The organism is Bacillus sp. FSL P4-0334 (genome assembly GCF_038004825.1).
Lineage (GTDB): Bacteria > Bacillota > Bacilli > Bacillales > Bacillaceae > Bacillus > Bacillus velezensis.
Map to the genome: position 1 here is coordinate 359,340 of NZ_JBBORX010000001.1, position 13,234 is coordinate 372,573.

The 13,234-nt window shown below is 48.1% G+C and carries 14 protein-coding genes; 4 read left to right on the top strand and 10 right to left on the bottom strand.

Annotated elements, in window-relative coordinates:
* From NSQ37_RS01835 to NSQ37_RS01870, 8 genes are all read right to left on the bottom strand, one after another.
* Window positions 1–1,038, bottom strand: coding sequence for a glycosyltransferase family 2 protein (locus NSQ37_RS01835; RefSeq protein ID WP_025285316.1), 1,038 nt, complete (start codon window positions 1,036–1,038; stop codon window positions 1–3).
* An 18-nt stretch (window positions 1,039–1,056) separates the two neighbouring features.
* The gene (locus NSQ37_RS01840) at window positions 1,057–2,160 is read right to left on the bottom strand and encodes an EpsG family protein (RefSeq protein ID WP_025285317.1); all 1,104 of its coding nucleotides are present in this window, start codon (window positions 2,158–2,160) and stop codon (window positions 1,057–1,059) included.
* Between the two features lie 3 nt (window positions 2,161–2,163).
* Complete coding sequence (locus NSQ37_RS01845; protein ID WP_341123145.1) at window positions 2,164–3,300, bottom strand: glycosyltransferase family 1 protein; 1,137 nt, start codon at window positions 3,298–3,300, stop codon at window positions 2,164–2,166.
* Window positions 3,293–4,135: a glycosyltransferase family 2 protein gene (locus tag NSQ37_RS01850; protein WP_012118512.1), complete on the bottom strand. Its 843-nt coding sequence runs from the start codon at window positions 4,133–4,135 to the stop codon at window positions 3,293–3,295. The genes NSQ37_RS01845 and NSQ37_RS01850 overlap by 8 nt, the downstream gene beginning before the upstream one ends.
* Window positions 4,132–5,271, bottom strand: coding sequence for a glycosyltransferase family 4 protein (locus tag NSQ37_RS01855; RefSeq protein ID WP_136396634.1), 1,140 nt, complete (start codon window positions 5,269–5,271; stop codon window positions 4,132–4,134). The genes NSQ37_RS01850 and NSQ37_RS01855 overlap by 4 nt, the downstream gene beginning before the upstream one ends.
* Window positions 5,272–5,286: 15 nt before the next feature.
* Entirely contained in the window at window positions 5,287–7,104 is a 1,818-nt protein-coding gene (locus NSQ37_RS01860) for a polysaccharide biosynthesis protein (protein ID WP_169509962.1), read from the bottom strand.
* Window positions 7,105–7,325: 221 nt separating this feature from the next.
* Entirely contained in the window at window positions 7,326–8,006 is a 681-nt protein-coding gene (locus NSQ37_RS01865; protein WP_007407393.1) for a CpsD/CapB family tyrosine-protein kinase, read from the bottom strand.
* Window positions 8,007–8,011: 5 nt separating this feature from the next.
* Entirely contained in the window at window positions 8,012–8,719 is a 708-nt protein-coding gene (locus NSQ37_RS01870) for a YveK family protein (protein WP_031378299.1), read from the bottom strand.
* A gap of 244 nt (window positions 8,720–8,963) precedes the next feature.
* Here NSQ37_RS01870 and slrR point away from each other — a divergent pair, with 244 nt between their 5' ends.
* From slrR to NSQ37_RS01885, 3 genes are all read left to right on the top strand, one after another.
* The gene (gene slrR / locus NSQ37_RS01875; RefSeq protein ID WP_003151541.1) at window positions 8,964–9,419 is read left to right on the top strand and encodes an HTH-type transcriptional regulator SlrR; all 456 of its coding nucleotides are present in this window, start codon (window positions 8,964–8,966) and stop codon (window positions 9,417–9,419) included.
* An 80-nt stretch (window positions 9,420–9,499) separates the two neighbouring features.
* Window positions 9,500–10,948, top strand: a complete 1,449-nt coding sequence (locus tag NSQ37_RS01880; RefSeq protein ID WP_341123148.1) for a carboxylesterase/lipase family protein — start codon at window positions 9,500–9,502, stop codon at window positions 10,946–10,948.
* 140 nt (window positions 10,949–11,088) lie between these two features.
* Window positions 11,089–11,289: a hypothetical protein gene (locus NSQ37_RS01885; RefSeq protein WP_069007621.1), complete on the top strand. Its 201-nt coding sequence runs from the start codon at window positions 11,089–11,091 to the stop codon at window positions 11,287–11,289.
* Window positions 11,290–11,320: 31 nt separating this feature from the next.
* On the opposite strand, the gene NSQ37_RS01890 is transcribed toward NSQ37_RS01885, so the two are convergent.
* Window positions 11,321–11,851: a dihydrofolate reductase family protein gene (locus NSQ37_RS01890; RefSeq protein WP_015240641.1), complete on the bottom strand. Its 531-nt coding sequence runs from the start codon at window positions 11,849–11,851 to the stop codon at window positions 11,321–11,323.
* Window positions 11,852–11,930: 79 nt separating this feature from the next.
* A complete protein-coding gene (locus NSQ37_RS01895) occupies window positions 11,931–12,560 on the bottom strand; it encodes a YczE/YyaS/YitT family protein (protein ID WP_015418276.1) in 630 nt (209 codons plus the stop codon).
* A gap of 133 nt (window positions 12,561–12,693) precedes the next feature.
* On the opposite strand from NSQ37_RS01895, the gene NSQ37_RS01900 reads away from it, so the two are divergent.
* Window positions 12,694–13,212: a GNAT family N-acetyltransferase gene (locus NSQ37_RS01900; protein ID WP_132105786.1), complete on the top strand. Its 519-nt coding sequence runs from the start codon at window positions 12,694–12,696 to the stop codon at window positions 13,210–13,212.
* The last annotated feature ends 22 nt before the right edge of the window (window positions 13,213–13,234 follow it).

Here is a 13,234-nt window from a genome sequence, read left to right on the forward strand (position 1 = left end):
TCACCCTCTGATTTTCATTTTGTACTCGATTGCCCGCTGATACGCGGCTGATGCCAGCGACACGAACGGAATCAGCTTCAGCTTCGCCAAAAGCAGAAGGCATGAGCGTTTGGCGTCAAACGGCGCCGTTCCGGTTTTGGAAAGGCTCAGGCGAAACACGGGATCAGCGCATATCCGGCTGATATTCTTCCACTTCTCAGAAAACCGGCCGCCGTTATTCCGCTTCCATTCATTCAGCAGGCAGACTGTTCCGTGCTGAACGATGAAAAAATCCAGCTCCTGCCGGTATTCCTGTAAGCAGCCGTTTTCACGCAAAAAAGCCTCGTTCAGCCGATAGAGAACGAGACCTGAGTCAAACAGCTTTTTCTGATAGCTTTGCACAATGGAAGTCAAGTGAATCCGATAATGATAGAGCGGCTGATCCACGTACGAGACCGCACCTGCGAAAACATGCGCCCTGAGGCTGAAGTACTGATCCTCCACGTGCTCCAGCTCATCACGAAGCGGAAAGCGCAGCTGATGATGCTCGATCATGGTTCTTTTGTACAGCTTGTTCCATGAAAAACCGCTGACCCTTCCTTCAAATAAATCTTTCAGGTACAGTTGTTTCGGGCGCCCCGCGTAGGCTGAAGCGATCGTTGAAACGGCGGTTTTCCCCGTATCCGCAAACTCGGCCGCATATTCGCAAATCACGAGATCAGCCTGATCAGCCTTCGCTTTTTCATACATGCGCAGGCAATAATCAGGTTCAACCCAGTCGTCCGCATCAATAAAAGCGATAAATTCGCCGCGCGCCGCCGCGATCCCCTTGTTGCGGACCGCGCCGAGCCCACGGTTTTGCTGATGAATGACCCGGATTCTCTCATCCCGCTTCTGATAGGTTTCAAGAATCGCCGGGCTTTGATCCGTTGACCCGTCATTAACGGCCACGATTTCGATATTGGCGAGCGACTGATTGAGCAATGAATCTAAGCATCTTTCTAAATAAGTTTCCGTATTATACACAGCAATTAATAAACTGACCGCGGGTGTTTCCATATAAACCTCCAATGTCCATTACCGGGAAAAAATCGTTCTGTACGGAAGCACAGACGAATCGACCGGCATAAGCAAGTAACTGTAAAGAAAATAACAGACAATAATGGCGATATAAATCAGCGCATTTGATTTTTCATCAAAAATTCTCACAAAATAAGGGATCAAGATCATTTGGTACAGGCCGAAATATATATTAAACCGGGCGAAAATAACATCCTTTGTCGCCAAAAGACCGAAGAGCAGGCCGAGCAGACAGAGATTCACGATGACATCAATGTCAGGCCAGAGCTTCCGCAGCCGCTCCCGATAGCAGAAAGCCAAAAACAGCGGCAGAAGCAGCACCGCGATTTTTACGACGTTCATCCCGTTCGTATTGGTCATCAGCCATTTCTCATAATGGCCGTATGAGCTGTTTTCCAGCACGACGACAAACAGCGAAATGAACTTCTGATACAGAAACGTCATAAGAAGAAACAATGCCGACAGTCCGAAAATCGCGGGCGACCAGGCTTTTTTTCTGACGAGAAAATAAACCGGAATCATAATCAGCGCTGAGGAATGAAAAAGCGAACACAGCAGCACGATTGACATATAACGCTTCCAGCTTCCGCTGATCACGTAGCGGACTGCCCAAAACAAAACGGCCGCCACCATATACTGCCTGATCCCGTTAAAGGAAGCGTAATAGTGATACGTGCCCAAAAACAAAAACACACTCAGCTCAAACGGACGGCCGAACTCAACGAGCCCCTTTAAAATAAAGCTGCACGTCACGACCGCCACGGTGAAATACATGATTTGCGGATCTTTCGTGATAAAATTCATGAGCCAGATAAGAGCCGTAAACCCCGGATCAACGGCTGCTTTTTTCGCTCCGAACCCGAAGATCTCCCAAATGCTGCCGTAATTTCCCGCCAGCTTGTACATCAGCGCGTACGTCTGAAAATCCGTCCCGACTCTGTAGCGCAAACCGGAGACCAATACGAGCGAAAGCAGCGGAACGATCATGACGAGCTGATTCGGCCGGTATCCGGTCGAAAGCGATTGATCACGCCCGCCGCACATTTTCGCGAACCATGACCAAATATACACAATTCCCATATTGACTACGTATACAATCATTCGTTACTGTTCCTTTTTCCAATTCATATTGTAAAGCTTCATAACAGCCCCCGCATTTTCTTCCGCGTCATATCCCTGCCGTCTGAGGGTTTCTTTAATGCGCGCCCCGTCAGGCTTTGCCGCCTCTGCTGCCCGTAAAACCGCGGATGCCCATTGTCCGGGCGGTTCTTTGAGGCTGAGCCTTTTGACCAGCCCGAGCCCTGCATCGGCTTCTTCCGTTATGCCGTCTGATATCACGCACGGCACCCCGGAGGCCTGCGCTTCAACGAGCGTGACGGGCAGCCCTTCATAAAGAGACGGCATGACAAATACATCCAGCGTTTTCAGCAGGGCATGAACGCGGTCTTCTATGCCGATAAAACGCACATCATCATCAAGCCCCAGCTTCGCCGCCAGATTTTCCATGTCGGTGCGAAGCGGACCGTCTCCGGCGAGAATCAGCTGTAAACCGATGTCCCGCTCTTTCATATCAGCGGCCAGCCGGAGCAGAAATTCGTGGTTTTTTTCTTCTGTAAAGCGGCCGATATGGCCGATCACCAAACGGCCGCCTGCAATGCCCCGCTTCCTTTTTTCAGCTTCTGTGTCCGCGCACCCGCCGGCAAATAAGTCGAGATCAATGCCGTTCGGCAAAAGATGCACGTCTTTTTCTTTCCCGAATAAGAAACGGCCCGCGTCTTCTCCGCAGGCGCACAGTGCCGTGGCGTTTGCCGTGATCAGCCGTCTGAAAACAAACAGCTGCATCCCGGCAAGCCGCGACGCCCGCCCCCGCCACGACGTACTATGCGAATGGCAGATCCGCACCGGGACGCCGGCTAAACGAGCGGCAAGCGCGATGAATCCCGACTGAAAATCGGTATGGGCGTGCACGGCGGCAAACGGGCCTTTTTCCTGAATCACCCGCTTGACCTGTTTTACAAATGTAACTGGGTTTGTGCTGCCGATGCTCGGCACATAAAAAAGCCGTCCGCCGAGGGCGAGAATTTCCTCATCATAAGCGCACGGATCGTTCCTATGGGTTAAAAAATCAAACTGCACCTTCGTTCTGTCCATCTTCCGGTACAAATTCATCATCATCGTTTCTGCGCCGCCCCTGTTCATCCCGCTGAAGATGTGCAGCACCCGCATCGGTTTGTCAGTCATGTTCGGCAAGCCCTTCTTTTTGGCGGATGTCCCTGTTTTTATGATAACGGTTCATGACCGCGGGCGGCGTAATGGCGCGGATGAGCGGCTTTGCGATATACGCGTAATGGGAAAGCGGCAGCTTCAGCCGTCTGCATGCCTGAAAAACGAGGACCGCGTTATCAATGGAATACGTAAACGATCTCCTTTTAAACGCATCACTGTCCTCTCTGACTTTATACAGCGTTTCTTGGAGATTGTACCCCCGGAAACCCGCTTCAAAAAAGCGCAGCCACAAATCGATATCCTCCATCCGCCGCGTCCGCCTGACTGACCGGTAGCCGCCAAGCGCTTTGTACGCTTCAGCCCGCATCATAATGGTGCCGTGGCAGAATGGTGTGCCTTTCGCCATAATTCCCGGTTTCGGCACGGGCGGCAAAAGCCGGGCGCCCCTTACACCGAATTCGTCAAATACGAGCATGCCCGTGCCTACGACTTGATAGTGGGCGTGCTTGTTTAAGAAAGCGGCCTGTTTTTCCAGTCTCCTCGGGTTGGAGATGTCATCACCGTCCTGCCTGGCGATATAATCCCCCGTTGCGTATGTCAGACAGCGGTTAAGCGAAGCGGCAAGCCGTTGATTTGTCTTATTTTGAATCAGCGTAATCCGGTCGCCGTAATGATCCGCGTAACGGCGCGCAATCTGATACGTTCCGTCAGTTGACGCGTCATCACACATAATCAGTTCCCAATTCTTATAAGATTGGCTCAGGATGGATTCAATACTCTCCGCTAAAGTCTCTTCGCAATTATAAATTCCCATGATGACGGAAATTTTCGGTTGTGCTCCTGCATTCATACGCTTTTCTCCTTTTTATCCATATAACCGGCGTAAATGTGCGCCATTTCCTTTACCGTACGTGTTTCTGAAAAACATTCCGCCGTGCTGCGCCCTTTTTGCCCCATTGCTTTTCGCAGACACGGTGAGCGGTACAGCTTTTCAATCCGATCGGCAAACGCCGCGCTGTCCCCGGCCGGCACGAGAAAACCGTTCACACCGTCTTCGATGATCTCACGGTGCCCCCTGTTGTCCGCGGCAACGGCCGGCTTTTCGGCAGCCATTCCTTCAAGCAGATTCATGCCGAGCCCTTCGCGGATGCTTGAGGCGACAGACAGATCGGCAAGCTGAATCAGTTCATGAATATCGCGGCAAAAACCGTAAAACCGCACCATGTCGGATACACCGAGTGATTCAGCCTTTTTTCTGTACGGCGCTTCCATCACGCCTTCTCCGGCAAATACGAGTTTCAGCTCCGGGATGCGGTTCTTCAGCAGTGCCGCAGTCTCAATGAGAAGTCCTTGGTTTTTATTTCCGTTTAATTCAGCGGGGTATACGAGAATAAATTCCCCGGCGCCGAAGCCGTGTTTTTCTCTCAGACGTTCACTCTCTTCCCGGCTCACAGGGCGAAACCTGTCTGTATTCACCCCGATGCCGTGTATTTTTTTCGCGCCGCAAGCTGTTTTTTTCATTTGCTTGGCCCGTTCGTAATCCTCTTCATTAATCGTAATTAAACAATCCGTGTAAGAAGAAAGAAATTTTTCGATCGGGTAATAAAGAAGCCAGTTTTTCAGGGGCGCTCCGTCGCAGAAGTGAAAGCCGTGCGCGGTGTACAGCACCTTTGTCCCTTTTTGGCGCGCTTGTCTCGCCGCAAGGCGTGCGAGCACGCCGCCGACCGGCGTATGGCAGTGAATCATGTCGTAGCCGTTGTCCTGAATGAGCCGTTTCAGCCGCCTGTAAACAGAAAGATTTTCGGGATGAAACGGCGAGCGCCGGATCGGAATGGAAAACTTTTCATCAACGAACGGAAGATTCATATTGCCGCCTGCCGCGACGTGCACCTCCCAGCCCATATCCTGAAACCATTGAAAATACGGAAGATGAAAGGCTTTAAAATGATAATCGACAGTGGCGCAGAATAATACTTTTTTCGTCATCTTTCTGTCCTCCCATCACACGCCTGCGGCCGCTTCTTCATGTACTGATTCGATCGCCTCAAACAGCCTTTTTCTCAGCTCTTCTTCAGGCAGACGGCTGAATTCCTCCATAAAACGGATGAGCACGGCCCAATTCCCGTCCACCGCTTTCCCGATATGGATTTTCGGAAAAATCTGCTCCGTATGTACTTCATTATGATTCAGCAATTCTTCATACATCTTTTCTCCCGGGCGGATGCCGGAGAATTCGATAGGAATCTGTTCTGTCGTATAGCCTGATAAATGAATCAGGTTTTTGGCCAGATCGACGATTTTGACGGGTTCTCCCATATCCAGAACGAAAATCTGCCGCCCTTTTGCAAGCGCCCCGGCCTGAATGACGAGTCTTGACGCTTCGGGAATCGTCATAAAATATCTTGTCATCGCCGGGTGCGTGACGGTGACGGGTCCGCCTTTTTCAATCTGCTTTTTGAAAATCGGAATGACGCTGCCGCGGCTTCCGAGCACATTTCCGAAACGGACGGCGGCGAATTTGGTGCGGCTGACCTTTCCGAGGTTCATGATGACCATTTCCGCAAACCGTTTCGTCGCGCCCATGACATTGGCCGGATTGACCGCTTTGTCAGAAGAAATCAGCACGAATGTTTCCGTTCCGCACATGTCGGCGGCTTCGGCGACATTTTTCGTACCGATAATGTTGTTTTTAACGGCTTCTTCCGGATTATGTTCCATTAACGGCACATGTTTATGGGCAGCCGCATGATAGACGACGTGCGGCTCGTATTTTTTCATCAAAGTAAAGATTTTATCTCTGTCCTGAATATCGGCGATCTCCGCGTGAAAGAGGACCTCTTTGCCGAAGCGTGCGGACAGCTCGGTATGTACGGAATGAATGCTGTTCTCCCCGTGGCCGAGAAGGACGATTTCCCGCGGAAGAAACGCGCTGATCTGGCGGCAGATCTCAGAACCGATTGAGCCGCCGGCGCCTGTGACCAGAATCGTTTTTCCCTTGATGCTGTCAGAAATTTTGCTCGTATCAAGGGTGACCGGCTTTCTGCCGAGCAGATCTTCGGCTTTTACATCTCTGATGTGTCCGGCAGCCTGCGTTCCGAGCAGGATCTCATCAAATTGCGGCATGATTTTAATATGGGCGCCCGTCTGCACACATTCTTTGTATAACGTCTGAAGCTCATGGGTGCAAAGAGACGGAATGGCAATGATAATATGGTGGATTCTCAGCCTCTGCACCGCCGGCATAATGCTTTCTTTTCCGCCGATGACGGGCAGGCCCATGATTTCGAGCTTATGCTTCGTCTGATCATCATCAATAAAAGCCACAGGCATGATTCCGAGATCGTTTTTCTGGGTAAGCTGACGGACGAGCAGCGTCCCCCCCGCACCTGCGCCGACGATCAGCGCCCTGGAAGAGTCATTTTGCTTCCTGCCGATCGTTTCTTTCAGCACCCGTGAAATCATCCGGCTTCCTCCGATGAACAATAACTGAACCATCCAGCTGACGGCCAACAGCCGGAACAAAATCGTGTGGAACACCCCGTATTGGACGGCGGCTGTCACAGCTGCTGACAGCGTGATCCCCTTCATTAAGGCAAGCAGCTCGCCTATTCCCGTGTACGTCCATACCTGCTTATACTGGTGAAACATAAAAGCGCATACATGATGGCTGATCAGCATGCTCACGGCAGTCAGCAGCAACGCTCCGGAGTCATAAAAGTGATAAGAATCCTCAAAAAATTGATATCCTATAACAACGGAAAGTAAAACGAGATACGTATCCAATGCAAAAATCATTGAAAGTCTTCTCCGGTAAGTCAATCTTTCCCCTCCTCATTTATCGGTTTAGCTGATACGGTTTTCGTAAAAACAGACATAACAGCTAAGCCGATAACAATGCATCATCTTAAGATAAAATTGGGCATTTAACCCGTCCTCACACCCCGCCACCGACGACCAGCATCTAAGGCGGCGAAAAACGCCGCCCACAGCAGAGCCGAGTGCCTCCGTTGATAAAGGTAAGGAGACATCACCTGCACCGCTCAATACGAGTAGTGCTCCGTTTTTTTGATTTTCTTTTTATTCAGCAGCGCCCCCAAAAGCTTTGCCTTTGACTGCTGGAGAGCGTCTCTCGCCTTTTGGACGGTATCCATTTTCGTTTTACCGCTCAAGACGACGAGAACGCTTCCATCTGTCTGGTTCGCTAAAATCTGTCCGTCCGCCACAGCCAAAAGCGGAGGTGAATCGAAAATAACCAGACTGTACCGGCTGTACATCTCCTGAATCAGCTCTCCCATCGCCTTTGAAGATAAAAGCTCAGCCGGATTCGGCGGCGTCGGCCCGCTCGTTAAGACGTAAAGGTTATCAATCAGCGTTTTTTGCACCGTTTCGCCGAGGGAAGCGTTTCCGACTAACACATTCGTAAGGCCTTGTACATTTTCAAGCTGATAGGTCTCGTGTATCGTCGGTTTTCGTAAATCCGCATCGACGAGCAGCACCTTTTTTTCCTGCTGCGCAAATACCGCGGCAAGGTTGGCGGCGCTGAATGATTTTCCTTCTCCCGGAACGGAAGAAGTGACGAGAATAGAGCGCAAATGGGTCTGAACAGAGGAGAACTCAATATTTGTCCGAATGGTGCGGTATTGTTCAGCCACCAATGATTTGTGATGTAAAACGGATATTTGAGCCAGTCCCCTTCTTGATTTCTTTTTTCTGAATCCCAAACGCCTCACTCCCCGAAATGTTTTTCATCAGACCGTGTCTGCTGATTTTTGATGTCATACACAACCCCTAAAACAGGCAAGTCTGTTTTTTCGCTGAGCTGCCGCTCGCTTTTAACGGTTTCATCAAGAAAGTGGAGAAAAAACGCAAGCGTCACACCCGCCATGAGAGCCGCACCGAACGCCATCATGATATTTCGGATGCGCGAAGGCTTGACCATCGGGCTTTCCGATGCTTTTGCCTCAGACAAAACAATGACGCCTTTTATATTCATCCTGTCACGGACTTCTTTTTTAAATGTCTTCATCAGCGTGTTCGCTATAGCGGCGGCCTGTTTCGGATTCTCGTCCTGCACCGCTACGGTAATGATCTCTGAATCGGTTTCGCTGCTTGTCGTGATCTTTGCTTTTAAAGCGGATGCCGTCTCAGAAAGATGCAGCGTCTGCTTCACTTTCTCAAGCACAACCGGGCTTTTCATTATCGTTTGAAACGTATTGTTGTAATGAAGATTCAGCTGAACGTCGCTGAGATTAGAATTTTTTTCACCGCTTGTTTCATGAATGAGCACTTGGGTCGATGACTGATAAACGGGCGAAATCACCCGGAATTGGATGTATCCCGTCACCAGCGTTACAACTGCTGTCATGATAAAAATCAGTAAAAATCTGTGTTTAATAATGTCAAATAATTCTTTAAAACTCATATTCTCATTCATGTAATTACAGCCTCATCCTTATTGCATCAGGCTTAAACGCCCCCTTCTGTTAATGATTGGATTATAAAAGAAAAGGTCGAAATTTGAAAATTTCAAATTAAGCCATTTAGTTCTTTTTAAAGAACATTATCATGATTTTCCTCTTATTTACTGCACTTACCTTATAATTTTAAATTTTATAAAGAACGAAAAATTTCTTATAATGAACAAAAAAATGCCAGTATACAGGGGAGAATTCAGCACAATGATTGGAAGAATAATTCGTTTATACCGCAGAAGAAAAGGCTACTCTATTAATCAGCTAGCAGTTGAAGCAGGTGTCTCTAAATCTTATTTAAGCAAGATAGAACGGGGGGTTCACTCAAATCCGTCCATCCAATTTCTGAAAAAAGTATCCGCCACCCTGCAGGTCGATCTGACGGAGCTTTTTGATGCCGAAACGATGCTGCATCACATGGGAGGCACGGAAGATGAGTGGCGCATCCACCTTGTGCAGGCCGTGCAGTCAGGCATGCCGAAAGAAGAACTGTTCACCTTTACGAACAAATTGACTGAAAAACGCCCGGAGCCCGCACCCTACCGCAACAGAAAACTGACTGAATCCAACATTGAGGAATGGAAAGCGCTGATGCAGGAAGCCAAAGAACTCGGCTTGTCCGTTCAGGAAGTCAGATCATTTTTAGAACGGAAGCGTTACTGATGATATGCTGATGAAAAGGCTTTTATTCGCTTCATGTCTTCATCTCTGTTTATAATGAAAAGAAAAAAGGGGATGAAATCATGACAAAACTTACCGTTCAAACCCGCTCCGGCGCACTGAAAGGAACTGCCGGCCGCGGTGCCCGCACATGGAAGGGCATACCGTACGCGAAGCCGCCCGTCGGAGAGCTGAGATTTAAAGCGCCGGAGCCGCCCGCACCTTGGGACGGCGTAAAACATGCCGACTCGTTCGGGCCGATTTGTCCGCAGCCGGATGATATGCTGTCTATATCGTTTTCCGGAGATGTACCGGCTCAATCTGAAGATTGCCTTTACCTCAATGTTTTCGCCCCCGATTCAGAGGGCGAAAAAAAGCCTGTCATGGTATGGATACACGGCGGGGCATTTTATTTAGGTGCCGGAAGCGAACCGCTTTACGACGGATCTGCCCTTGCCGCTGACGGAGATGTCATTGTAGTGACACTCAATTACAGGCTCGGACCATTAGGCTTTTTACATTTGTCTTCTATTCATGACACGTATTCCGCCAATATCGGGCTGCTCGATCAGATCGCCGCGCTGCGCTGGGTGAAGGACAATATCTCCGAATTCGGAGGAGACCCGGATAACGTCACGATATTTGGTGAATCGGCAGGCGGCATGAGCATCGCTGCGCTTATGGCAATGCCTGACGCAAAAGGCCTGTTTCATAAAGCCATTTTAGAAAGCGGCGCCTCCCATACGATCCCGGCGGACATGGCAAAAGACATCGCGGCGGCATTTATTCATGAAGCCGGCACTGATCAATTGCAGGAGCTTTCCGTTAATGACCTGCTTAAGACTGCGGATAAAGTGCGGCGCTCACTAGATCAAAACATTTTTCAGCTTTTGTTTCAGCCCGCCATCGATCCGGCCACATTGCCTGCGGAACCGGTGAAAGCCATAGCAGACGGGGCCGCAGAAGGCATACCTATGATCATCGGAACCAATCGTGATGAAGCATATTTGTTTTTCACCCCTGATACAGACATTCATTCCGAGAAAAAGCAGCAAGATTATTTGCATTATTACCTCGGAGAGAACTGCACCGAGCAAGCAGCAGATTTATATCCGCATTCATTAAAGGGACAAATCGATATGATGACGGATCTGATTTTCTGGCGGCCGGCTGTCGCTTTCGCACAAGGACAGTCGCAGCACGCATCGGTCTGGATGTACCGCTTTGATTGGCATGGCGAAACACCGCCGTTTCATAAAGCCGTTCACGCTCTGGAATTGCCGTTTGTGTTCGGAAACTTTGATTCTTTGAGAAAGACGCTGCAAGAACCGCTCGGTGATAACGCAGAACAGCTTTCCAAACAAATCCAATCCGCATGGCTCGCTTTTGCAAAAACCGGAAACCCGAACACCTCTCACTTCAATTGGCCTGAATATGATACCGATTCACGCGAAACTTTGCTTTTCAACACGGATACCGCTGTCGAAAGTGATCCCGATTCAGCAAAACGCCGCTTCTTGTTTCAAGCATAAAAAACGCCAAGGGAGCCGGCTCCCTTGGCGTTTCGTTTTCATCTTACTTCAGACATCGCAGAAAATCCATTTCCGCATTACCCTGATATGTTATATTCTAACCCAATACGTTAACCAAACATTCATAAAGGAGTTTTTATATGGAGAAATCAAGTATTATCGGCACAGCTGCCGTTATAATCGGGGCGCTTATGACCTTAGTTTCATTAATATTCCTGCGCGACACTGATTTCTATGCCGTGAGGTGGATAGGGGTTGTTATCATGGTTGCAGGATTTTCATGCGGGCCGGCCCACACCATTTCAAAACATAAAAACAAACATGAAAAAGAAACCCGGTAACCTTTACTGGGTTTCTTTCATACACTTCATTTTATCTCACTTCATAATGCAACTCCGCAAATTGCTTATAGCGCCTGACATCAGTCAGCTTCAGCCCTGTCTCCCGGTCTCCGGGTTTGAACAAAGAAATTCCGCGGCCGAGCAGAACGGGGGCGATCTGAATGATAAACTCATCGACAAGTTTTTCCTCCAAAACCGGGTGCAGCAGATCACTCCCGCCGACAATCCAAATCCGCTTGCCTTCTCGGCGTTTCAATGCTTTTATAAAATCGGCAGGCTCTTCATGAATAAACCGCACATGTTCAGTGCCCCCGGTCAATGTCCGCGAAAACACATAGCATTCTTTACCTTTGTACGGAAATTCCTCAGGCAATAAAACCAATATGTCCTCGTATGTTTTTCTGCCCATGATGATCGTATCGACAGATTCATAGAAAGCTTCATAATCGGTGCCGTCTTCACCTTCAGTTCCGATTAACCAATCTAAAGAGTGATTTTCCCGCGCAAGATAGCCATCTGCGCTGACAGCTCCGTAAAAAACGAGCTTTCTTTGACCGCTCATAAAAATCCCTCCCCCTTTTTTATTATACCTTGAACATGCGGATGAAATGAAGAATGATAGAATCGGGTAAAAACCCCCGCTACCGGGTTTTCGTTTCTTCCTGTTTTGGAGATGCTGTTAATATGCCGTCTATCCATCTTCCGGTAATCGGCATAAAGAAATGGAGAATGACCCCTCCTAAACAAACGGTTAATAACGTTCCGATGCCTACCGGACCTTTTAGCATCACGGCCAGTATGAAAAATATGAAGTAAATGACCGTTCTTGAAAAAAAGATGCTTCTCCCGGTTAATTCGCGGACAATTAACGTTAACCGATCAACCGGGATCGGTGCGAAATTTGTGTGCAGATAGGTTGCGGTTCCTATCCCTATCACAACTAAACCGATTGCAAAACAGCCCGCTTTTCCGTACCATAGTTCAGGCGTTATGATTCGGTGCAGAAAAAAAAGCCACATATCAATCCCGATTCCCGTTATAAACGCCGTAATCATCCCTGTAAATTCCGGTCTTTGTCTTTTTAACATTGAATTACAGCAAATTAACAGGAAAGCGATGATGATTTCCCAGCTTCCCACGGTAAGCCCTGCATGGACGGATAATCCCACAATAAGCGCATCAAAAGGAGACGTTCCAAGATCTGATTGAATCGTGACAGAAATACCAAAGGTCAAGATCATGATTCCTAAAACATAAAAAACATATTTCACTTTATCGTCCTCATTTTCTTATTTTATGTTGCAAATACAACAAAAATACGGTATGTTTACTATACGGTATTTTCATTGCAAATACAACAAAAAATCAGCTGATATGATAAATGAAGAAAGGAGCTGTATGACCATGAGTATTAAATTAAAAAAGTGCAGCCTTAACGATATAACAGAGCTCCGGGAGATAAGCATTGAAACATTCAATGATACATTTAAGGATCAAAATTCACCAGAAAATATGAAAGCTTATTTGGAAAATGCATTCCGCTCTGAACAGCTGAAAAAGGAATTATCCAATCTGTCTTCTCAATTCTATTTTGTTTATTATCACGATGACCTTGCGGGGTATGTAAAAGTCAACATGAACGAAGCACAATCAGAAAAAATGGGTGAAGATTCTCTTGAGATTGAGCGAATTTATATAAGAAAAAACCACCAGAAACACGGACTCGGCAAATATCTGCTGAATGAAGCTGTGAAAATCGCAACAGCACACAATAAAAAGAAAATCTGGCTGGGCGTATGGGAAAAAAACGAAAATGCAATCGCCTTTTATCAAAAAATGGGGTTTGTCCAAACTGGAGAACACTCTTTTTATATGGGGGATGATAAGCAAGTCGACTTTATCATGACCAAAACCCTGTCGTAAAAGGATACAAAAAACCCGGCCA